The 23,091-nt window shown below is 69.3% G+C and carries 15 protein-coding genes and 1 pseudogene; 9 read left to right on the top strand and 7 right to left on the bottom strand.

Going from position 1 to position 23,091, the window contains the following annotated elements; genetic code table 11:
- The first annotated feature begins 42 nt into the window (after positions 1–42).
- Together HOW07_RS16720 and HOW07_RS16715 are read left to right on the top strand one after the other, a co-directional pair.
- Positions 43–6,090, top strand: a complete 6,048-nt coding sequence (locus HOW07_RS16720) for a DUF4011 domain-containing protein (RefSeq protein WP_254628458.1) — start codon at positions 43–45, stop codon at positions 6,088–6,090.
- 206 nt (positions 6,091–6,296) lie between these two features.
- On the top strand, positions 6,297–6,704 hold the full coding sequence (locus HOW07_RS16715) for a hypothetical protein (RefSeq protein ID WP_175117903.1): 408 nt from the start codon (positions 6,297–6,299) through the stop codon (positions 6,702–6,704).
- Here the strand turns inward: HOW07_RS16715 and HOW07_RS19545 are convergent.
- Together HOW07_RS19545 and HOW07_RS19540 are read right to left on the bottom strand one after the other, a co-directional pair.
- A complete protein-coding gene (locus HOW07_RS19545; protein ID WP_254628469.1) occupies positions 6,676–7,125 on the bottom strand; it encodes a VOC family protein in 450 nt (149 codons plus the stop codon). The genes HOW07_RS16715 and HOW07_RS19545 overlap by 29 nt on opposite strands.
- 21 nt (positions 7,126–7,146) lie before the next feature.
- Positions 7,147–7,995: pseudogene (locus HOW07_RS19540) on the bottom strand (LysR family transcriptional regulator); the annotation flags it as partial.
- A gap of 160 nt (positions 7,996–8,155) precedes the next feature.
- On the opposite strand from HOW07_RS19540, the gene tdh reads away from it, so the two are divergent.
- Complete coding sequence (gene tdh / locus HOW07_RS16705) at positions 8,156–9,268, top strand: L-threonine 3-dehydrogenase (protein WP_175118118.1); 1,113 nt, start codon at positions 8,156–8,158, stop codon at positions 9,266–9,268.
- A 49-nt stretch (positions 9,269–9,317) separates the two neighbouring features.
- Positions 9,318–10,487, top strand: a complete 1,170-nt coding sequence (locus HOW07_RS16700; RefSeq protein WP_175117901.1) for a glycine C-acetyltransferase — start codon at positions 9,318–9,320, stop codon at positions 10,485–10,487.
- 98 nt (positions 10,488–10,585) lie between these two features.
- Here the strand turns inward: HOW07_RS16700 and HOW07_RS16695 are convergent, their stop codons facing one another.
- Entirely contained in the window at positions 10,586–11,764 is a 1,179-nt protein-coding gene (locus HOW07_RS16695; protein WP_254628457.1) for a Fic family protein, read from the bottom strand.
- Between the two features lie 152 nt (positions 11,765–11,916).
- Here HOW07_RS16695 and HOW07_RS16690 point away from each other — a divergent pair, with 152 nt between their 5' ends.
- The 3 genes from HOW07_RS16690 to HOW07_RS16680 all read left to right on the top strand — a co-directional run bounded on the left by HOW07_RS16690 (position 11,917) and on the right by HOW07_RS16680 (position 14,417).
- Positions 11,917–12,726 (top strand): MerR family DNA-binding transcriptional regulator, encoded by an 810-nt coding sequence (locus tag HOW07_RS16690; protein WP_175117899.1) that lies wholly within the window; start codon positions 11,917–11,919, stop codon positions 12,724–12,726.
- Between the two features lie 59 nt (positions 12,727–12,785).
- Positions 12,786–14,108, top strand: coding sequence for a GNAT family N-acetyltransferase (locus HOW07_RS16685; protein ID WP_175117898.1), 1,323 nt, complete (start codon positions 12,786–12,788; stop codon positions 14,106–14,108).
- A 75-nt stretch (positions 14,109–14,183) separates the two neighbouring features.
- The gene (locus HOW07_RS16680; RefSeq protein WP_121292506.1) at positions 14,184–14,417 is read left to right on the top strand and encodes a hypothetical protein; all 234 of its coding nucleotides are present in this window, start codon (positions 14,184–14,186) and stop codon (positions 14,415–14,417) included.
- A gap of 132 nt (positions 14,418–14,549) precedes the next feature.
- Here the strand turns inward: HOW07_RS16680 and HOW07_RS16675 are convergent, their stop codons facing one another.
- The 4 genes from HOW07_RS16675 to HOW07_RS16660 form a co-directional block, all read right to left on the bottom strand.
- On the bottom strand, positions 14,550–14,927 hold the full coding sequence (locus HOW07_RS16675) for a bleomycin resistance protein (RefSeq protein ID WP_175117897.1): 378 nt from the start codon (positions 14,925–14,927) through the stop codon (positions 14,550–14,552).
- 38 nt (positions 14,928–14,965) lie between these two features.
- A complete protein-coding gene (locus HOW07_RS16670; RefSeq protein WP_175117896.1) occupies positions 14,966–15,802 on the bottom strand; it encodes a dienelactone hydrolase family protein in 837 nt (278 codons plus the stop codon).
- Between the two features lie 88 nt (positions 15,803–15,890).
- Positions 15,891–17,249 (bottom strand): DUF4041 domain-containing protein, encoded by a 1,359-nt coding sequence (locus tag HOW07_RS16665; RefSeq protein ID WP_175117895.1) that lies wholly within the window; start codon positions 17,247–17,249, stop codon positions 15,891–15,893.
- Positions 17,246–18,463, bottom strand: a complete 1,218-nt coding sequence (locus HOW07_RS16660) for a hypothetical protein (protein ID WP_175117894.1) — start codon at positions 18,461–18,463, stop codon at positions 17,246–17,248. The genes HOW07_RS16665 and HOW07_RS16660 overlap by 4 nt, the downstream gene beginning before the upstream one ends.
- A gap of 297 nt (positions 18,464–18,760) precedes the next feature.
- Here HOW07_RS16660 and HOW07_RS16655 point away from each other — a divergent pair, with 297 nt between their 5' ends.
- Both HOW07_RS16655 and HOW07_RS16650 read left to right on the top strand, forming a co-directional pair.
- Positions 18,761–21,853 carry a lamin tail domain-containing protein gene (locus HOW07_RS16655; RefSeq protein ID WP_175117893.1) on the top strand — a complete coding sequence of 1,031 codons (3,093 nt, stop codon included), beginning with the start codon at positions 18,761–18,763 and terminating at the stop codon, positions 21,851–21,853.
- Between the two features lie 425 nt (positions 21,854–22,278).
- Positions 22,279–23,085, top strand: coding sequence for a MerR family transcriptional regulator (locus tag HOW07_RS16650; protein ID WP_175117892.1), 807 nt, complete (start codon positions 22,279–22,281; stop codon positions 23,083–23,085).
- The last annotated feature ends 6 nt before the right edge of the window (positions 23,086–23,091 follow it).

Here is a 23,091-nt window from a genome sequence, read left to right as displayed (position 1 = left end):
ACCGAGATGGATGCGTCGGGCGGGATGGCTGACGGTGGGGAGATGGGCCCTTTGACAAGCTCAGGGACCGACGGAGCCAGTGAGCAGAGCGCCGCAGGCTCCTCTCCCGCCGTAGGCCCCGCCTCCGTCTCCATCCGCGTCAGCGCGACGCCGACGCTCAGCTACGCGATGGCGCACTGCAGCATCGCGGTGATCGACGAGATCGTCCTCGAGAACCACGGTGGGGAACGCCGGGCGGCCTCCGTCGAGATCGACGTCGTCACCGCCGACGGCGCCCTCGCCGACACCAAGGTGCTCCTCGCCGACCTCGGCGAAGACCGCACCACCCTCCTCCGCAGCCCCGAGGTGCTCCTCGACCCACGCCGCATGCTCCTCGTCGAAGAGCAGCGCCCCGGCGTCATCCGCGTCACCGTGCGCGACGCCGCCGGCACCGAGCTCGGTGTGGTCGAGAGCCCCGTCACCGTGCTCGCGTCCAACCAGTGGATCGCCGCACCCGTGCAGCTCGGCCTCGAACTGCTCGCCGCCCACGTGCAGCCCAACGCCCTCGTCGTCAGTGAGCTCATGCTCGAAGTCTCCGACCTCCTCGACCAGCAGACCGGCAACAGCTCCCTCGCCACCTACCAACTCGACGACCCCGCCCGCATCGACACCATCGTCGCCGCCGTCTGGGACGCCGCCCGCGCCCGCGACATCCGCTACGCCGAACCACCCGCCAGCTGGGGCCAGAGCGGCCAGAAGGTCCGCACCCCCGAGGAAGTCCTCACCAGCCACCTCGGCACCTGCCTCGACACCACCATCCTGCTCGCGTCCGTCCTCGAAGCCATCGGCATCCACCCCCTCCTCTGGCTCCTCAAGGACCACATCTTCCTCGGCTACTGGCGAGTCCAGACCACCCTCGACGTCGTCGCCAGCACCGACGTCTCCGAAGCCGTCAACTCCCTCGAACTCGGCCGCATCGGCGTCGTCGAGACCACCATGCTCACCGGCACCTCCGCCACCTTCGCCGAGGCCTCCCGTCGGCCCCACACCGACCACCTCGCGGGCTCGCTCGACGACTTCATCGGCGTCACCGACGTCGTTCAGGCGCGCCTCCGCAAGATCTACCCGCTGCCGAGCCGCCGCGTAGGCGCCGAGGGCGAACCCGTCGTCACCCTCTACCAGGCACCCGAAGCCCGCGCCCTCACGCAGGACGCCCCGGCCACCGCCGAATCCGCCGCCGCGGGCCACGGCCCCGACGTCCCGAAACGCGTCTCCACCTGGAAGAACGCCCTCCTCGACCTCAGCCTCCGCAACAAACTCATCAACTACACCGACCGCTCCGGCTTCGAGCTCGCCGTCCCCGGCCCCGCCCTCGGTCGCCTCGAGGACAGCATCAACCACGGCACCCCGCTCACCCTCGTCGCCTCCGACAGCGTCGCGACGATCGACCAGCAGCGCGGCATCCGCTTCGGCCGCGACCTCGACGAGAGCGACCGCATCACCTTCCTCGAGGACAAGAAGAGCGCCTACATCGACGTCACCGAGGCCGCCTACCCGACGAAGCTCCGCGCCCTCGCCTACAAGGCCAAGACGATCGTCGAGGAGACCGGCGCCAACAACCTCTACCTCGCGTTCGGCATGCTGAGTTGGCGCTTCGGCGACCGCGACCTCCGCTCACCCCTCGTGCTCGTGCCCGTCACGCTCACGACCACGAGTCGCGGCTCCTCCTACCGCCTCACCCTCGACGAGTCGGGCTCCTCCACGCCCAACTACTGCCTGCTCGAGAAGCTGCGCCTGAGCTTCGGTCTCGAGATCCCCGGGCTCGCCAACCCCGTCGAGGACGGCTCCGGCATCGACCTCCCGGCCGCGTTCACCGCCGTGCGTCAGGCGATCCTCGACGCCGGCCTCCCGTTCCGCGTGGAGGAGACGGCGTCGCTGTCGATCCTCCAGTTCGCGAAGTACCGGCTGTGGAAGGACCTCGACGAGAACTGGGAGACGCTCGCTTCCAACAGCCTCGTCGACCACCTCATCAACTCGCCGCTCGAGGCCTACGCCGACCCCACGCCCGCGCAGACCGACACCGACCTCGACCGCCTCGGCCTCGACTGCCCGGTCGCCGCCGACTCCTCCCAGCTCGACGCCGTCGCCGAAGCGGTCGCCGGCCGCACCTTCGTCCTCGAAGGCCCTCCCGGCACCGGCAAGTCGCAGACCATCACCAACCTCCTCGCCCGCTCGCTCGCCGAGGGCAAGAAGGTCCTGTTCGTCGCCGAGAAGCGTGCGGCGCTCAACGTCGTGAAGCAGCGACTCGAAGACGTCGGACTCGGCGCGTTCTCGCTCGACCTCCACGACAAGGGCGCCAGACCCAACGTCGTCCGTGCGCAGATCAAGACCGGCCTGGACCTGCGCACCAAGGCCGATGTCGACGCGCTGAGCACCAACCGCGAGCTGTCGGAGTCCGGCCTCCGCACCCTCACCCGCTACGCCGACCGCCTCCACGAGGTCAACGCCGCCGGCTTCTCCCTCTACTCCGCACGGAGTCGCCTGCTTGCGATGGACCACGACCTCGTCCCGATGGCGATCCCCGAGCAGCTCGTCGCCGCCGGAACGTCCGAGGCCTTCGAGCAGCTGCGGCAGGTGTTCCGCGACCTGCCCGAGCGTTCCGACCTCGCCCGCCCGAGCACGACCCACCCGTGGGCGTTCCTCGACGGCCCGTCGGCTCCCGGGCTCGACGCCGCGACCGTGCAGCAGGCCGGCCGCGCGCTGGATGCGGCCCTTGCAGCGACGCTCGACGCCGGCCTCCCGATGGACGCCCTGCGTCTCGCGACGCGCCCCGACCTCCTTGGCCTCTGGTCGACCGCGGTCGCCGCGCCGCGCCTGCCGATCGGCGCACTCATGGCGGGAACGCGGCCGGAGGACTTCTCCCGGCTCGACGACGCCCTCGCCGCCGCCGAACAGCTCCGCGACGCCCAGGCCGAGTGGCGCTCGACGTTCACGCCGGCCATCCTCGACCGCGACATCGCCGGCCCGCTCCACGCCGCCGAGCAGGCTGCCGCGTCGAGCTTCTTCGGTCGCAAGAAGCGGCTCCGGGCCGCACTCGCGCAGCTGAGTGACGTGCTCGCCGTCGACGCGGCCTCGTTCAAGGTCAAGCAGCTCGTCCCGCAGCTCACCGAGGCGAAGGCGGCGCAGGACCGCCTCGTCCAGCTGCGCGGCACCCTCCGCTCGACCGCCCTGCCGCTCGTCGGCGACCGTTGGAACCCGCTCGTCGAGCCGACCCAGCCCGTCCGCGAACTCCTCGGCTGGTACCGCTGGCTCTCGGAGGGCCTCCGCCTGCCGGGCACGCCCGATGACGCGTTCATCACCGCGGTCCGCGACCACTACGCCACGACCCAGCCGTCGCAGCAGGCGGCCCAGGCGCTGACGACGCTCGCGAGCACCTGGAGCGACTTCCTGCGGATCGCGTCCGTCAGCACCGAGCGCCTGTCGGCGTGGTCGGGTGGGGAGGGCTTCCTGCAGGCCTGGTGGTCGACGCGCGACGCCCGCCGCCTCGACGCCGCCGAGCCCGTCGTCCTCGAACGCTGGCTCGACCTCGTGCGGGTCATCGAACCGCTCCGCACGCACGGGCTCGACGACGTCCGCGCCGCGATCCTCGCCGGTCGCATCGAGACCGAGGACGCGACGCTCGCCTTCGAGAAGGGCCTCGCGCAGGCGTCGATCGACGAGCGCGAGCGCACCACCACGCTCGACGCCTTCGACGCCACCGCCCACAACCGCAGCGTCACCCGCTTCACCACGAGCGTGAAGGCCGTGCGCGAGGAGCTACCGCGGGCGATCCCGGCATCGGTGCTCGGGCTGCGGACGTTCAGCTCGCAGTCGGAGAGCGGTCAGGTCGGCGGGCTGCGTCGCCAGATCGACCGTCAGCGCGGCGGTATGAGCGTCCGCGCGCTGCTCGAGAACTTCGGCGAGCTCATCACGCAGATCATGCCGTGCACGCTCGCGAGCCCGGAGTCGGTCGCGCGGTTCTTCCCCGCGGCTGCCGAGCTGTTCGACATCGTCGTGTTCGACGAGGCGTCGCAGATCCGGGTCGCCGACGCGATCGGGGCGATGGGGCGTTCGCGCTCGGTCGTCGTCGTGGGCGACAGCAAGCAAATGCCGCCGACGACGTTCGCCGAGGCGGGCGCGACGATCGACGACGACGCCGACTACACGAGCGAGGTGCTGCAGGACGAGGAGTCGATCCTCTCCGAGTGCGTGCAGGCGCGGGTGCCGAGCAAGTGGCTGTCGTGGCACTACCGCAGCCAGGACGAGTCGCTCATCGCGTTCTCGAACCACCACTACTACGACAGCCAGTTGTCGTCGTTCCCGGCGCCGTTCGCCGGTGCGGGCGACGGTGGGGTCGCGGGTCACGGGCTGGCGTTCGTGCGGTTCGACGGGCAGTTCGAGCGGGGCGGCCGCGGCAAGTCGCTGCGGACCAACCCGGTGGAGGCGCAGGCGATCGTCGAGGAGATCTCGCGTCGCTTCGAGGCCTCACCGGACGAGACGCCGTCGCTCGGGGTCATCACCTTCAACGCGCAGCAGCGGACGTTGATCGAGGATCTGCTGCGTGACAGTGCCGACCCGCGGATCGCGCTGGCGCTCGACGAGCAGGACGGACTGTTCGTCAAGAATCTGGAGAACGTGCAGGGCGACGAGCGCGACACGATCCTGTTCTCGATCGCGTTCAGTGCGAACGAGAAGGGCGTGATCCCGTTGAACTTCGGGCCGCTCACGCGGGCGGGCGGCGAGCGGCGGTTGAACGTCGCGGTGACGCGGGCTCGGCGACAGGTGGTGTTGTTCGCGAGCTTCGACCCCTCGGAGTTGCGGGCGGAACAGACGTCGTCGATCGGCATCAAGCACCTGAAGGCGTATCTGGAGCTGGCGCAGCGGGGGAGTGAGGCCGCGGGCGAGGACGGACGTCGTCAGGCGATCATCGACCGCCACCGCGACGAGATCGCCGACGAGCTGCGCTACGCCGGGCACGCGGTGCGGACGGATGTCGGGCTGTCGGACTTCCGTGTCGACATCAGCATCGCGACGGAGGCGGAGCCCGACCGGCCGCTGGTGGCCGTGCTGCTCGACGGGGCGTCGTGGCGTGAGCGTCGGACGGTCGCCGATCGTGACGGACTGCCGGTCGAGGTGCTGAGTGGGCTGATGCGGTGGCCGGGCGTCGAGCGCGTGTGGCTGCCGGAGTGGTTGCACCACCGTGAGGAGGTGCTGGACCGGTTGGTCGCGGCGGTGGAGGCTGCGGCCGAGCGGGTGGCTGCGGGGAGTGCGGTGCCGGAGGTATCGGCTGGTGCGGAGTCGGATGCGGCTGATGCGTCGGCTAGCGATGAGGCCGATGTCGCTCCGGAGGATTCGGGTGCGCCTGCGCCGGTTCGCAGCGCCCGAGTGCGGGAGTGGTCGGAGCGGCTGGCGTCGCTCGAGACCCTGTCGGAGTTCCGCGACCGCAAGGTCGGTTCGGCGCAGCCCGTGGAGGCGAAGCCGGAGCCGGACACGTCAGCGCGGCACCCGGAGCTCTCCGAGTATCAGCCCTGGGACGCACCCACGCTGGGTGGGATCGACGTGCTCGACCGCTTGCCGGGTCGGCAGTCGGTCGTCGCGGTGCAGGGTGCGATCCGTGCTGCGGTGGAGGCCGAGGGCCCGATCCACGTGGCGCGTCTGGCGAAGCTGGTCGCGGGTGCGTTCGGTCTCGACCGGGTGGTGGGTTCGCGGGCGAAGTCCATCCTCGTCAAGGTCCCGGCCGAATTGCTGGGTCGCTCCGACGAGCCGTTCGCCTGGCCGACGTCGATCGACCCACTCACGTGGCGCGGTGCGCGTCAGTCGTCGGCCGAAGCGGCTCGTGCGATCGAGCACATCTCCCTGGTGGAGATCGCGAATGCGATGGCGATCGCCGCGGAGGAGTCCGCCGGGCTCTCGCCCGACGAACTCCGTCGCGAGACCCTCGCGATCTTCGGTGGCAAGCGAGTCACCACCGCGATCGGAGCCCGCCTCGACGAGGCGCTTGAGTTCGGGCTGGGGTCGGGGAGGTTGGCGCGGAGTGGCCCCGACACGATCATCGCCTTCCACACCCCCTGAGGCGGCACGTGCCCGCTCTCGCGGCACGCCTTGCACGGCGTGCCGCGAGAGGCCGAACGTGCCGCGGGGCGTTGCGGACATGGGCCATCATTCGCATGGAAGACGTTAAGTGTAGTTTATGTCACCAGTGCATTGACGCTACTTCTCGTCGCGCCTAGCCTCGATGGGGTGTCCGGCGTCCGCCGGGCTGCGGAGGTGAGGGGATCGTGACGACCACGCCCTGGCAGATCTTCTCTGCCGCCGTCGTGGGCGCGCTCGTGCTCGTGTGGGTCGTCCAGACGGTCATCTGGCCAACCATCCCGGGTTCGATCGTCGTCACGTCGTACGCAGTCATTGTCATGTCTTCGAGCTTGGGGTCCAGCGCGCTTCGCGCGCACCTGCTCGCCAAGCGTCGCATCGATGAGTCGGCCGGCCTCGAGCATGGGCTGTCTGTCAGCGCTCGGGCCGGGGGCTTCAACGACCTGGCGCTCGGTTGCCTCGGGCTTGGCGCGATCTTCCTCGTCAGCGGGAACAGCGTGGCCGGACTCGGTTGCGTCGTCCTGGTCATCATCTCGATGATCATCGTCGAGACACGGGCGGCGCTGCTCAGACGTCGTCAGCCCGCGACCCGCTGAGACCGGGATCCGCGACCACCTCGACCTTGAAGCCCGCCTCGTTCTCGAGCCAGCCCGCGTAGTGCTGCTCGCCACCGGCGTGCGGATAGCGGTCCTGGTACAGCGGCCGCCAGCCGTGTTCGGGGCCCGCCGCCATGATCGCGTCGACGGCCTCCCGCGTGCCTCCGCGGAACGCGAGATGGTTCACGCCCGGCCGTCGCCTATCGTGCTCCTCCGCGCTGAGGTTCGGCGACGCCGTCAGCGTGACGTAGGTGTCGCCGGCCCCCCAGGACTCGCCGCCCGGCCACTCGCTCTCCGCCACGAACCCGACACGGGACAGCAGCCAGGCCCAGCTCGCACGCTCCGCCTCGACGTCCGCGAGCCACACCTCGACGTGGTGCAGCCCGGGGCCGACCGGCGCCGACGGACGCGCCCGCTGCAGCACATCGGCTCCGTCCTGCAGCCGGTCCAGCGTCCGCGCCACCGCGACCCGAGCCAGCGCGTGCGGTCGCGCGAGCACGTCGATGTTGCGCGCGATCCGCACATCCTCGAGCGGCACCAGCACCAACCGCGGGTCCGCCCGCGGTGCCGTGTACCTCGGGAACAACGCCAGCAGCTCCCCGCCCACGATGAGCGACGCCGCCAGGTGGTAGTCGTTCACCCGATGCGCGCGGTGGAACCGCACGCCCGCCGTCGCCTCGACCACCCCGAGCGCGACATCCGGTGCGAAGCCTGCGTGCGCTGCGATCCACGACTCGTCCGCGAGCTCGACAGCAGACACCGACGGCCGACCCGCTAGTGGATGGTCCACCGACATCGCCACGTCGAACGGCTCGCTCAACAGCGTCGTCACCGACAGTTGCTCCGACGGCCACGGCTCGTCGTGGTCCATTCGGTGCGCGACGACGAGGTCGTACTGGTCGACGAGTTCGGCGAACTCGGGTTGCGCGACATCGTGCTCGCCGAACACCAACGACGGTCCTCCATCGGCGTCCTCCAGCAACCCCGGCAGTAACGCCTGCCCGGCACTCTGAAACGCCGCCACCCGCACCCGCGCGCCCGCGTCGTCACCGTACTCACGAACCGTCTCGGCCGCACGGTCGATCAGCGTGTGCACCGTGCCCGCCATCTCGGCCAGCGCCATGCCGGCCTCGGTCAGGCGGATCTCGCGCCCCACCCGATACGTCAGCGCGACACCGAGCTCGCGATGCAGTGCGGCCAGCTGCTGCGAGATCGCTGGCGCCGTCACATGCAGGTGCCGTGCGACGGCCGCGATCGTGCCGCGCTCGGCCAGTTCGCGCATGATCCGCATCTGAGAGAGATTCATCAGCTCAAGCTAACTGGTCACGTGAAAACCCTCAATATTCATGACGGATCGATCTGACTACGTTAGTCACCAGGACAGCGCGAAGACGCCCGTCCGCGACAGCCGATACTACCGGCCGCCGCCGCTCCCGCAGGAAGGAACGCCGTTGCTCGCCCTCTGGAAACGACCCGACACCGCCGGTTTCGAACTCGTCGAGCGCGCGATGCCGGCCATGGGCTCCGACGACGTCCTCATCCGCGTCCACCGCACCGGCATCTGCGGCACCGACCTTCACATCGAGTCGTGGGACCCGTGGGCGGCAGGCGCGGTCGACGCCCCGCTCGTCCCCGGCCACGAGTTCTCCGGCGAAGTCGTCGAGGTCGGCAGTCGCGTCGAGGGGATCCCGGTCGGCGCAGCGGTCTCCGGCGAGGGCCACCTCGTCTGCGGAACGTGCCGTAACTGCCGCTCCGGCCGCCGCCACCTCTGCCGCCACACCCGCGGCCTCGGCGTCAACCTCGACGGCGCCTTCGCCGAGTACGTTGTCCTGCCGGCCACCAACGTCTGGGTCCACGGCGACCAGGTCACCCCCGACCTCGGCGCCCTCTTCGACCCCCTCGGCAACGCCGTCCACACCGCCCTCAGCTTCCCGATCCTCGGTGAGGACGTCCTCATCACCGGCTGCGGCCCCATCGGTCTCATGGCCATCGCCGTCTGCCGGGTCGCCGGGGCGCGCAACATCGTCGCGACCGACGTCGTCGCCGACCGCCTCGAGAAGGCCCTCGCCGTCGGCGCGGACCGCGTGGTCGACGTCTCGAAGGAGCGGGTCGCCGACGCTCAGGCCGAGCTCGGCATGCTCGAGGGCTTCGACATCGGCCTCGAGATGTCCGGACAGGCCGCCGCCGCGAGCGAGCTCATCGAGAACCTCAACACCGGCGGCAAGGTCGCGCTCCTCGGTCTCCCCTCGACCAACATCGAGATCGATTGGACCAAGGTCATCACCCGCATGATCACCATCAAGGGCATCTACGGCCGCGAGATGTTCGACACCTGGCACCACGCGAGCGCCATGGTCGACCACAGCCCCGAGCTCCGCAACGCCCTCGAGTCACTCGTCACCGCCCGCTTCCCGCTCGCCTCCTGGCAGGGCGCCTTCGACACAGCGCGCGGGGGAGCGGCCGGCAAGGTGCTCATCGACTGGACCGACACCCGCGACGTCGTCATCACCGGCGTCGTCGACGAACAGGCACCGGTCACCGCCCACGCCGCGACCGCCGCCTGAGCGACCGCCAGACGCAGCTCAACCGCCCACTCGACCCCGAGGAGACGACATGTACGGCATCATCAAGAACCAACTGCGCGGCCAGCTCGACGCCATCGAGGCCGACGACCTCACGAAGCGGGAGTTCGCGATCACGTCCCGCCAGGGTAGCCACGTGACGATCGACGGTCGCCAGGTGCGGAACTTCTGCGCCAACAACTACCTCGGCCTCGCCAACGAGCCCTCGATCGTCGATGCCGCGAAGCTGGCGCTCGACGAGTGGGGTTACGGGCTCGCGAGCGTGCGTTTCATCTGCGGCACTCAGCAGATCCACCGCGACCTCGAGCAGGAGCTGAGCGCCTTCCTCGGCACGGAGGACACCATCTTGTTCTCCTCCTGCTTCGACGCGAACGGGGCCGTCTTCGGTGCGCTGTTCGGGGAGCACGACGCGATCATCTCCGATGCGCTCAACCACGCGTCGCTCATCGACGGCATCCGCCTGAGCAAGGCCCGTCGCCTGCGCTATCGCAACCGCAACATGGCGGACCTCGAGCAGCAGCTCATGAACGCCGCCGACGCGCGCCGCACCGTGATCGTCACCGACGGCGTGTTCTCGATGGACGGCTTCTACGCCCCGCTCGACGAGATCTGCGACCTCGCCGACCGCTACGGCGCGCTCGTCCTCGTCGACGACTCGCACGCCGTCGGCTTCGTCGGCTCGGGCGGTCGCGGGACGCCAGAGCTGTTCGGCGTGCAGAACCGCGTCGACATCCTCACGGGCACCCTCGGCAAGGCGCTCGGCGGTGCGTCGGGCGGGTACGTGAGTGCGAAGCAGGAGATCGTCGACGTGCTGCGGCAGTCGGGCCGGCCGTATTTGTTCTCGAACAGCCTGGCGCCGTCGCTCGTCGCCGGGGCGCGTCGAGCCGTGGAGCTCGCGGCGGCGGGCGACGAGCTGCGCGAGGGACTGTTCCGCAAGGCGGACCTGTTCCGTGCTCGCATGACCGCGGAGGGCTTCCGGCTGCTCGACGGCTCGCACCCGATCATCCCGGTGATGTTCGACGACGAGCAGCAGGCGGTCCAGGTCGCGGCACGGATGTTGGAGCAGGGTATCTACGTGATCCCGTTCAGCTTCCCGGTGGTACCCCGCGGAGAGGCTCGCATCCGCGTGCAGATCAGTGCCGCCCACAGTGAGCAGGACATCGAGGACTGCGTCGCCGCATTCGTGGCGGCGCGGGGGTAGGTGCGGCGGCTACTCGGCGGGGTGATCGGCGTCGCTGAGGGCGGGCGATGTTCGACCTCAAGCGTGACTTCGCCATCGGCCCGCTGAGGGGGCTCCCGTCAACCGCGCCGCATGCTCCGCGCAGCGAACCCGTCGAGCGCTGCCAGCACGGGAGGCGCAGTCCAGAGACGGTTCCGCTGTCGCGACGAGCCGACCGTGAGGATGCCACGTTCGACGAGGGTGTCGAGGGTGTTGAAGACCGTGCGATCTGAGGCGTCGAGATGTTCGCGCACGAGCCGACTGTTCATCACCGGATGTTCCAGTGCCAGTGCCGTGATGCGATGCGCGGCCGAATCGGCGCGGACGTCGCGCAAGGCCTCCTGCCATGCCGTCCGGATGGTCTCGATCTCCTCCACCAACGTCCGTCCGTTGGCGATCGCGAGGAACGCACCATCGGCGAACACGCGGACGATCGGCTCGATGTCGCCCTGCCGATAGCTGGTGAGTGCAGCGAAGTAGTCGTCACGCTGCTGCAGGATGCCGGCTGAGATGGGCACAGTGACCCCGCTGGTCAGCCCGACTCGCCGGAGAGCGGCCTGCACCAGCGCTCGACCGGTGCGCCCGTTGCCGTCGGGGAACGGGTGGATGGTCTCGAACTGCGCATGTGCGACCGCGATGGCTGCGAGCGGGAGCGGTGCCGGTCGGAGGGAGTAGGCGATGAAGTCGTCCATCGCTGCCGGTACACGCTCGTGGTGCGGCGGGACGAAATCGGCCTCGTGCGGGCTGTAGTTTCCGCCCCCGATCCAGACCTGTTCGTCGCGATACCGGCCGGTGATCTCCGGTGCCGATGTGCCGAGAAGCTGCTCCTGCATGGCGATGATCGTCGTGTTGGAGAGCTCGTCCGATGCCGCGAGTGCCGCCTCGAGAGCTCGGACATTGGCGACGATGAGCGGCGCGTTCCCGGTGTCGCGCTCATCCAACTCGGCCTCGGCGATCGCCTTCGCGGTGCTCGTCAGGTTCTCGATCTGCGAGCTCGACGCCGATTCGCTCCGCAGCAGGATCGACGAGAAGGGTGCGGTGACGTGACCGACCTCGCTGTCGAAACGGATGATCCGTTCCTGCGCTTCGCCCAGCAGCTCCACGAGATCGTCCGACAGACGGATGTCGAGATCGGCGATCTGTGGCGGGACCGCGGCGTCGTATGGCTGTGCGAGGAGTAGTCGCTGGCGCTTCGGCAACGCGTCGGGGGCGATGCGCGACTGCCAGGGCCGCTGCTCATACGCGACGGCTGTCGTCATCATCCCCTCCTGAATCGGCCCAAGTTGCAGTCACGAGGGCTCTTAGTGAAGTTTAGGCGCTTATCCTTCACTAAGGAACCTGTTAGGTGCAACTTCACGGCCGCTCGGACCGGAGTTGACCCTCCCGTAGGGGGAGACGGGATGCTTGAAACATGTTGCACATCGGAGAGTTCGCAGGCATGACCGGGTTGAGCGTGAAGGCGCTCCGCCACTACGACGAGAAGGGCGTGCTGGTTCCAGCCGAGGTCGATCCCGACTTCGGCTACCGCCGCTACGGCGAGGAGCAGGTGCGTTCCGGCGTGATCGTGAAGGCACTCCGCGACGCCGGCGTCCCGCTCGCCGCCGTGGGCGTGACCGTCGCCGGCGCGGATCCGTCGACCGCGATCGACGTGCACCACCGCCTCGTCCTGGAGCAGCGGGAGCAGGAGGACCACGCCTTCGCGCAGGCCCGCGCGGTCGTCGCGTCGCTCGCGGCACCGGTCGAGATCGTCGAACGCTCCCTCCCTCCCCAGCCCTATGTCGGTCGGGTGCTCACCGTGCCGCGCGGCGACGAGGACTCGGTGACCGATGACGACGCGAACGAGCAGTTCTCGCAGCTCTACGTCGCCGTGCAGGAGGCCGGCGTCGGGCCGACGGGGCCGTTCTGGACCGCGCTCCGACCGGGTGAGCAGGGGGCGGTCGAGATCGTCTGCTGCTGGCCGACCTCGTCGCAGCTCGAACCGACGTGGGGTGGTGACGAGACCACGGTCGACGTACTGCCCGAGCGGGCCGAACTCGCTGCGGTCTGGCGACCCGAACCGGGCGTCGAGCTTCCGGAGGGATCGACGCACCCCGCGGTGGTCGCCCTGTTCGATGCGATCGCGGAGCGGGGGATCACGATGCCGACCACCGAGCTCCGGCAGCGGGTGCTGGGCCAGACCGCCGACGAGTACACGGTCGAGGTGTCGATCACCCTGCCGTGAGGTCGCGGTCCCAACGCGCTTCCCGGAGACGTGTCAGGCCGGGTCGTTAGGGTGGACTCGTGGCCAACAGCAAAGATTTCGACGCCCGTTACGAGCTCCGTGAGTTCCCGTTCGCGAACGGGGCCGACGGCGAACCGACGCCCGAGAGCCTCGCGGCGCTCGACGCCATCGGGTTCGGCTTCCACGAGCCCACCCCGAAGCCGGAGGCGCGCAAGCGCAAGGTGAACGACCTCATCGCCGACGAAGCGGTGCTGCTCGGCGCCTACGTCCGCAAGCCGCAGCCCGGTTCGGTCGACGAGACCTGGCCCGCCGGCACCTTCTCCTGGTTCCCGAAGACGCTCAGCTGGGGCGACGGCACCAGCATCGACACGCAGGCGATCTCCGACGTCACGGTCCGCCCGACCGAACGACGCCGCGGCATCCTGCGCCGCATGATGACGCAGGCTCTGGAGCGCGGCGTCGCCGACGGCTATGCGATCGCGGCCCTCACCGCCAGCGAGGGCACGATCTACCGTCGCTTCGGGTTCGGCTCCGCGATCCGTGAGCGCAACGTCGTCGTGAAGCGAGCGAAAGCCCTGCCGTTCCTCGCACCGACGAGCGGCATCGTGTCGGTCGTCACCCCCGAGTACCTGGTCGACGGCGTCGCGCGCCAGGTGTTCGACCGCTTCGACGAGCGATCGATCGGGTCCATGGTCCGCAACACCGGGTCGTGGCCACTGGTCCTCGGCACGCTGGGTCGCGACGGCGAACCGGCGAAGGACACCCGTGCCGCCGTGCACCGTCCCGCCGACGGCGAGGAGGTCGACGGCTACGTCACGTGGCGCATGGTCGAGCAGCCCGGCGGACAGACCGGTATCGAGATCATCGACCTCGTCTACGCGACCGACGCGGCCTACCTGTCGCTGTGGGAGTTCCTGCTCTCCATCGACCTCAACGACGTCGTGAAGTACAACCGTGCCCGGCTCGACGACCCGATCGTCTCGGCCCTCGGCGACAACCGCGCCTACGACATCGAGCACGAAGAGGACCACGTGTGGCTGCGCGTCCTCGATCTTCCGGCCGTCCTCGCCTCGCGTCCGTTCGCGGTCGACGGCACGTTGACGATCGCCGTCACCGACGCGCTCGGCTACGCGGCGGGCACCTTCCGCCTCGAGGTGACCGGTGGCCGCGGCACGGCTACGAAGCTGAGCGACGAGACCGACGCTGCCGGCGCCGACCTCGCGCTCGACGTGGCCGACCTCGGTTCGCTCCTGCTCGGAGCGGTCTCGCCGGTGTCACTCGCCGCAGCCGGTGTGCTGCAGGCGGCCGACCCTGCTGCGCCGCTTCTGCTGCGGTCGATGCTCCAGACGCCGCGCGCGCCGCACGGAATCACCTTCTTCTAGGACGAGCCCGAAGCCTCGCCGAGATTCGGTCACTCGATATGGTCATCAGGTGACGACGAGTAGAAGAGGGAAGGCGTGAACGTCGCGCGCTTCATCCTCGGAGGCGTGATGATGATCCTGCTTGGTGGTGCCACGCTCGTCTTCCGGCAGCAGTTCGCCCGCATGAGCGATCGCGAGACCACCCGGATCTACGGAAGGGCCTGGCTGCGTCTCCGTGGGAGGAAGGCTCCCCGGCCCAGTTCGATGATCATCCCCGGTCTCGCCATCATCGCCATCGGGATCGCGAACATCGTGCAGTCGTTCCCCTGATCCGTCAGGGCATGGTGGCCCGATAGCTTCATCACGGGTGATCGGTCCAGGAGTCCCAGTAATCGCCATCGGCTTCTGGAACATCGCCCACTCTCTTGCCTGAGCGTGCTGGGCGGGCCCGTGGGTCGCAGGTCAGGTGCGCTGCTCGATCAGGGTGAGCTGCGTGCCGTCCGGGTCGATGAGGAATCCGGCGCGGAGCCCCCAGTCCTGCATCCGGACCGGGTGCAGGCGAGGCGCGCCGACGGTCGCCTCGACGACTCCCGATCGCTGGACCGCGTCGTAGAGTTCGTCGACGTCGGCCACACGCAGGCAGCACATGAAGCTGCTCGACGCCGGGTCGAGGTCGGGTGCCGGGAAGAACTCGAGCTGCAGGCCGCCGCGGACGAGGATCAGCCAGCCCTCGTCTCGGAACGTGCGCTCGAACCCGAACGCCGAGTAGAACGTCTCCGTCGCGTCGAAGTTGCGTGACGGCAGGTTCGGTGTCGCGCGGTCGTGTCGTGTCGAGGTCATGGAGTCGATGATCGCAGCGTGTCGGCCGGCTGGGAAGGTCAATCCGACGTGGTCGGTGTCGCGAGGCGTTCGCGGAGGAAGGCGACCACGCGCTTGCGTGCTTCGAACGCCGGGTGACCGTCGTGCTCGCGGACCTCGCCGGTGAGGACCGAGTGCGCGGTCTTCGCGAAGCCGGCTGCGTTGCCGGGGGAGGAGTCGAGTTCGATGACCTCGAACGCGTCGCCGAGCTTGGCCGCGATGGTCGCGAATCGCTCTCGCGGGACGGCCCGGTCCTCACTGAAGCGGAGGCCGAGTGCGCAGACCGACCCCTGAGCCGCACGGGCTGCGACGGCGTCGAACTCGGCGGCGGACATCCCGGGGTCGACGCGGCGGGCACGGCTGACAGGGAACGGCGTGGACGGCTGGCTCATGACGGAGGCGAGGACGTGCTCGTCGACGGCCGCCGCGAGCGCGAATCCGCCGGTGAAGCACATACCGATGACGCCGACGCCAGGACCAGGCGTGCGGCCCGCGAGGTCGGCGGCCAGTGCCCGGACGTGGTCGGCGACCGGTCGGTGGGCGCCGGTCGCGAACGCCTTGAACTCGGCGGAGACGCAGACCTTGCTGACGCTGGCGAGGGTGTAGCCGACGGTCCCTTCGTGGCCAGGGGTTCCGAACGGCGATGGGATCGCGACGGTGAAGCCCTCCGCGACGAGATGCTCTGCGAGCCCCAGGACCTCGGGCGTGAGTCCGGGCAGCTCGGGGATGAGGACGACGCCCGGCCCGGACCCCTTCTCGAAGCGGTCGTGCGTGACGCCGCCGCCGGTGAACGGGGTCCGCACCCAGCCGGTGAGGTCTGCGCGCGGAGCGGTGTCGGTCGTCGCATCGTCGGTCATGGGGTGAGCGTAGTCCTGGGTATGACAACGCAGGCGGAGACCGCGCGAGGCCGCATCGGATTGTCTGCCAACCGACGTTCCGCTCGCCTCAGCCGATGATCTCGTTCCGAGACTGTGCTCGCTGCGGCCAGCGGCCCAGGGACTGCCGATACTCCGTCGCTTCGGCGCTGTCGGAGAACTCGAGGATGTTGCCGACCTTCTGCAGAAGGACATCTCGCACCTCTGCAGGGCTGGCGAAGAAGAACTCCTTCCGAGGGTTGGCCTGGTTCAGAGCCCGGTCCGCAAAATGCTTGTGCAGCTCGTTCTCCAGGGTGACGGCGTCTTCCGAGAAGAACAGCGTGTGTGTATCGAATCGGAACGGCACCGAAGCCCCACTGAGCTCGGAGATTCTGTCGCTCGGCGTCAGTCGACGAGTGAGTCCGATCTTCACGACATCAGGGCCGAACGCTCCCTCGTTTGAGATGACGTAGATGTACCCGGCACGGATGTTCGCGGCTCGGAAGTCGTTGTCAGCGATCGCCTCGTCGATAGCCCCCAGACGACGGAGAAGGTCCTCATCGGTCTGTCCTTGGTTCTGGAGGGCAGCGAGCGTGTTGACCAGGTGAGCGCGCTCTTTGTCCAAACGCGCTCGCTCATCGTCGAGTTCCTTCTGAACACGTTGCTCTTCCTTGATCCGTGCCCGCTCATCCTTGGCTTCCTCCCGCTCTACCTGCTTCTTCATGAGCCAATCAGCGGTCAGCTCGATCTCCTTCTCTCGAAGTCGATGGAACTCGTCACTGATCCGCATCTCCATCAGCGCACCAAGCTTCGCGATCGCCGTGCGAGACGACTCGAGACGCTTCTTCGCGGTCACGACGTTTCCCGCACGAAGTGTCCGAAGCGCGTTGTCGGCTTCGGAGTTGTAGGCACGCAACATGAGCTTGGCGAGATCCGATGTCATGCGCTTGCCCTGAGCAAGGGAGTTGTTGAACGTGAAGAGCTCGGACTTCTCGATCGCGCGGTCGTCCCGAACCAGCGAGGCGATGCGAGCCTCGATCGCTTGGAGCCGCAGTTGGTAAGCGGCAGCGGTCTCGAGAGGATGGTGGAAACGGTAGATGCCCACCGACTGCAGGACTCGCGCGTCGTCGAGTTCTACGAGGTCGTCTGTATGCCCGGTGGCCAATTTCTGGCGCAGGGCGGCGTTCTCACGCTCGAGTTCCTGGATGCGCGCGGAGGTTGCTGCATCCGTCGCGGTGTCCGAAGTCTGCGGTGTGTTGACGGTTGTCGGCGCCGCAGCGGCTGGTGCTTCGGCTTCGCTTCCTTCGTTCGGATCGACCCACAGTGCCCAACCGGCTGGGGCGGGTGGCCAGCTCGGATCTGGCGTCCAACTCGCGGGAGGTCTCCATCCGGCGGGAGGTTTCGGCCACCCCGGCGGTGGATTGAAGATCATCGATGCGTTGTCCGTCATGCTCGGCGAACCCCGCTGCCGTCGACCGCGACGAGCCCGTGCGGGTTCTTCGATACGACTGCGCGCAGGTGCTCCAGGGTTGCGGAGGGAACGACCGCGGTCAGATCCAGCTTCAGGAACTCGTCGCGAGAGACGGCCAGGGCGAGGAACTGCACGTAGGTCTCGCGACCGGTCGCCGGGTTGATCGTCTCGGTGCCCAACTCGAGCGACACATTGTGAATGAGGGCGCGCCGATCAGCTTCGAAGACTTCGTGGACGCTCCGCAGCGCGACGTTGTGAACGATCGCCGCGTATCGATCCTTCACATCCTTCGCCGCCAGCGGAGACGCAGCGATCTCATCTGACGCCTTGACGTACCGGTAGCCCTTGGTCGTCGGGATCTGGTCCGGCCCAGGGATGGTCACCCTCAGGCTGAGTTCGGCTGTCGATGGTTCGAACGTCGCGTTGGTGTCGACCGTGAACCACTCTGGGTAGACCGAGTTCGCCAGGACGATGCCGACATACTCCTGGACGGCTTCTACTGTGCCGTAGCCCAGGCCGGTGATGAGCTGGTCCAGCTCGGCGTTCCGCTGGGCAGCGGCAGTCTCGCGTGCTTCACACTCCTGCGTGTACTTGGATTCTTCGAATGCGAGCCGTCCACGACGTTTCTGCTCCGCAGACTCGTATGCCGCCTGTTGTGCCGCGCGCTGTTGCGGAAGCGCAGCGACCGCCGCCTGCCAGGCGTAATAGTCGGCTGCATAGCGTGCTTCCACAGCTGCCTGTGCCTCGGCGAGCTTCCGCTTCTTGCCGAACATCCCGGTCGGCTCCTGGGCGGCGTACTTGACCGGCAGTGGGGGATCGGGGATCGGGGCGGGAGCAGAGGTCGGGACTCGCAGATCGACTCGAGGGAACGGTGGGTGTTCGACTCGGACGCGCAGCTCCTCGAGGTCGACGTAGTCGTCGACATCCAGGGTGGCGCTGAGCAGCCCGTCGATCTCTGCGTACTGATCGCGCAGATCCGCGTTCCGTTGATCCACCTCGGCCTGCATCGCGGCGACGTGCGCGGCTGCCGCTTCCTTCTCGAGGCGCCTGCGATCGGCCTCTGACGCGCGAGCTGCGGCAAGCTGCGCTCGTTCGGCCGCGCGTTGCGCTTGTTCCAACTGGCGGACGTTCGCGTTGCGTTGCCGGACTGCGTTGCGTTGTCGCTGCTCCGCAAGCCTCGTCTGGTGCTGCATCTCCGCCAAGAACCCACGCCGTCGTGCCATTTTCTCCCCAATTCGGTCGTCCACATTGTATGTGGCGGGGCGCCGCGAGAGAGCGCGATCAGTCGTACGTCGGTGTGGGTCTGTGGGTGGGCGCCGCGGCAGTGCTGTGGTCTCGTGGTCTGCCGGGCCAGGCGCGTGCCAACGTGAGCACGTCCTGCCTGGGAAGCCACCTGTCGTTCACCTCCCGGTCACCCCCGCTCCTCCACCCGGCCACCCCACGCCGATGGGATGGGACACGATCCCCGTCCCTTCGTGCCCTGGAGACCCATGCCCCGCCTCAACCGTGTGTTGACGATGACCGCCGCGTGCGCCATCGGTGCGACCGCCCTCATCGCGACGCCAGCCGCCGCCATCGCCGCCCCAGCGCCGGGGCTCCAGATCAACGAGGTCGAGTCCTCCGGGGGCGTCCCCGGCGACTGGATCGAGTTCACGAACACCGCGTCGACCGCGGTCACGCTCGACGGCTGGGTCGTGAAGGACAACAAGGACGACAGCAACTACGCGTTCCCGGCCGGCACCGTCGTCGACCCCGGTGCGTTCCTCGTCGTCGACGAGGACCAGCTCGGGTTCGGCCTCGGCAAGGAGGACTCGGTCCGCCTGTTCGACCCGACCGCCGCGATCGCCGACGAGTACTCGTGGACCGCACACGCTCCGGTCACCTACGGCGTCACCGCCGACCGCGCCGGCTGGGCCGAGACCACCGAGTCGACGAAGGGCGTCGCGAACGTCTTCACCGCACCCGAGGTTCCCGAGACCGACGGTGAGATCCGCATCAACGAGATCGACTCGCAGCCATCCGACTGGGTCGAGTTCTTCAACCCCGGCACGACGGCGCTCGACATCTCGCGCTACGAGATCCGCGACAACTCCGACGACCACCGCTGGCAGTTCCTGCCCGGCACGTCGATCGCCCCCGGCGAGTTCCTCGTGGTCGACGAGGCGACGATCGGCCTGGTCGGCGGCACCGAGACGCAGGGGGCGTTCCGTGACCCGATCGGCATCGGCAGCGCCGACGAGATCCGCCTGTTCGACGCGACCGGCACCCTCATCGACCGCTCGGGAACGTGGAGCGGCCACGCGGCCATCGACGGCGACTTCATCGCCGCGACGCTCGCCCGCTGCCCCGACGGTGAAGGCGAATTCACGCTCGCACGTATCACCAAGGGTGCCGCGAACGACTGCGTCCTCCCGAACGTCGCGATCAACGAGGTCGAATCGAACAACGACGCGACCGACTGGGTCGAGATCGTCAACCTCGAGGCGACCGCGCTGGACATCTCCGGCTGGACGCTCATGGACAACGACCCGGTGGGCCACGCCGCCGACACGACCCCGCTGCCCGCGGGCACGATCCTCGAGCCCGGCGCGTACTTCGTCTTCGACCAGAACGTGAACTTCGCGTTCGGGCTCGGCAACGGCGACACCACCACCGTGCGGAACGCCGCCGGCGCGACGGTCGCCGAGTACAGCTACGCGGCTCACGCGGACGGCGTCTTCGCGCGCTGCCCCGACGGCACCGGGGAGTTCGTCGACACCGCCGTCTCCACCAAGGGCCTGCGCAACGCCTGCGGTAACCCGGTGCGCATCAACGAGGTCGAGTCCGACGGCGGATCGCCCGACGACTGGATCGAGCTCGTCAACCCGACGACCGCTGCGCTCGACGTCTCCGGCATTGTCGTGAAGGACGACGACGACACCCACGCCTACGTCATCCCCACCGGCACGAGCATCGCGGCCGGCGGCTACCTCGTCATCGAGCGCGCAGCCCTCGGCTTCGGCCTTGGCGGCGGCGACACGGTCCGTCTCTTCGAGGGCGACGCACTGCTCGACTCGACCACCTGGGGCGAGGGCCACCCGGCGAACACCTGGGGACGCTGCCCCGACGCGACCGGCGCCTTCGCTGCGACGGCCGAGGCCACCAAGGGCACGGCCAACGTCTGCGCCGGTGAGATCCCGGTCGGTCCGTGGCCCGGCTCGCCCGACGTGACGGTGCTCGACACCACGCCGATGTTCCTCGAGGACAGCTCAGGACTCGACACCCAGGTCACCGCCGACGGCGCGTTCCTCTGGGCGGTCGACAACGGCACCGGCTCGTTCTGGAAGCTCGCGATCGCCGCAGACGGTTCGGTCTCGTTCGTCGACGGTTGGGAGAACGGCAAGCGCGCCCGCTTCCAGAAGGACGCGTCGAACCCCTCCGCTGCCGGCCCCGACACCGAGGGCATCACCGTCGACGGCGCAGGTTCCGTCTACGTCGGTGTCGAGCGCGACAACAGTGTGAAGGGCACGACGCTCAATGCCGTGCTCAAGGTCGACCCGAACGCGCCCGGCCCCGACGTCGTCGCCTCCCAGGAGTGGGACCTCACGGCCCTGCTGCCGACGGTCGGTGCGAACCTCGGTGTCGAGGCCGTCGAGTGGGTGGCCGACGGCGACCTCGCCGGCAAGCTCTTCGACGACAACACGAAGGCGACGTACGACCCGGCGAACTACGCGGGCCACGGTGACGGACTGTTCTTCGTCGGCGTCGAGGACACCGGAGACGTCTACGCGTTCGCACTGAACGCCGACGGCACGGCCACGCTGATCTCGACGATCGACCCGGGCCTCCCGGCGGTCATGGCGCTCGACTACGACACGACCCTCGGCGTGCTGTGGGCCGTGTGCGACGACGGCTGCGCGGGCACCGGTGCGCAGATCACGCTGAACGGGACCGAGCAGCCCGGGATCGCTCAGGTCGAGCGTCCGGCGGGACTGCCCAACCTCAACAACGAGGGCTTCGCGACCGCGCCGGCCTCCCTGTCGGTCGACGGTGAGCGTCCCGTGTACTGGTTCGCCGACGGCTACGCTTCCGAGGCCCTGCGTCTCGGGTCGCTGCCCGGAACGACCACGCCGCCCGTGACGCCGCCGACGGGTGGGGTCACGCCGCTGCCCGGGACGAGCCTCACCGAGGCCAACCGTGGTGCGATCACGCTGGCGGACACGGTGCGGCGGGGCGAGACCGTGACGGTCGGCCTCGAGGACCGCTTCGCCGCGACGGCCGTCGAGGTGTGGCTGTACTCGACGCCGGCGCGGATCGCCACCGGCACGACGAACGCCGCCGGTGACCTGCTGGCGACGATCCCGGCCGACGCGACGCTGGGCGACCACCGGGTCGCGGTCTACGCGGCGGACGGCTCGCTCATCGGATGGACCGAGGTGCGGATCGTCGCGGCCGACGGGACGACCGTCGACGGTGCGGCGTCGGGTGGGGCGCTCGCGACGACGGGTACCGAGCTGCCGTTCGGCACGATCGGTGCTGGGGTCCTGCTGGTCCTCCTCGGTGGTGTCCTCGTCGCGATGCGAGCGCGTCGCCGGGCGGTCTGACCGTCTGAACGTCCGACGGCCCCGGGAGCACACGGCTCCCGGGGCCGTTCGCGTCACCCGTCGGGCCCGCCCCGGCGTGTGGTGGTGTTGCCAGCGCGGTGCTGTGACGTGAGCGCGGGTCTGGCGCGTGGGCGCGGTTCTCCGGAGGGGCGCGCTCGCGCGTGTGGGGTGCGCCCGGGCCGGGAGGTGCACATTCGCGCCTAGTGGGCACACTCACGCCGGCGCACCGCGCTGGCGAGTTCGGTACCGGTGTCAGCGCGGTGCGCTGGGGCCGAGCGCGGGTCTGGCGCGTGGGCGCGGGTCTCCGGAGGGGCGCGCTCGCGGGTGTGGGGCGCGCTCGGGCCGGGTCGGGTGCATTCGCGTCAGCGCACCGCGCTGGCAGAGGGCAGAGGACGCAGGTCGGGCCCGGGTGCGATGCTGGGTGGATGGACGAGCACGGGAGGACCGAGGGTGGTGTGACCGTCGGTCGGGCGGCGGCCGAGATCGGGGTGAGTGTGCGGACGCTGCACCACTGGGACGAGATCGGCGTCGCGCAGCCGTCCGGAAGGAACCAGAACGGCTACCGCTCGTACCTGCCCGTCGACATCGCCCGCCTCCGCCGCGTCGTGCTCCTCCGCGACCTCGGTGTCCCGCTCGCTCGCATCCCCACCCTCCTCAGCGCTCCGGCCGCGGAACGACGGGCGGAGCTCACCCAGCGTCGACGCGAACTCGGCGACACCATCGAACGACTCGAAGCCGTCGCCCGGTCCGTCGACCGCCTGCTCGAAGCCGACGAGGTCGGCGTGCTCGTCCCCGAGGAGGAGCGTCAGGCGGTGTTCGGCGACGACTGGAACCCCACGATGGCTGAAACCGCCCGCGCCCGCTGGGGCGACTCCGCGCAGTGGGCCGAGTACGCCGAGCGGTCCGCGACCCGCACGTCGGACGACTGGCGTGCGCTGGTCGGACCCATGCGCGACCTGGTCGACGAACTCGCCGAGGCCAAGCGCGCCGGTGTCGTCGCCGGGAGCGAGACGGCGAACACCCTCGCCGAACGGCATCGCGCCGCCCTCAGCGAGTACTTCCACTGCACGCCGTCCATGCACGTGATCATCGGTCGTCTCGGGCTCACCGAGCCTGGCATGGCCGACACCTACGACCGGATCGAGCCCGGCCTCGCCGCGTGGCTCTCACGGGTCATCGACGCGAACGCACGCGGCCACGGCGTGGACCCGGAGACCGCCGTCTGGGAGTGAGGGCGA

The organism is Plantibacter sp. MCCC 1A11337, from assembly GCF_013349365.1.
GTDB lineage: Bacteria > Actinomycetota > Actinomycetes > Actinomycetales > Microbacteriaceae > Plantibacter > Plantibacter flavus_A.
Note: the sequence above shows the minus strand (reverse complement) of the source record. Positions and strands in the feature narration are given on the sequence as shown.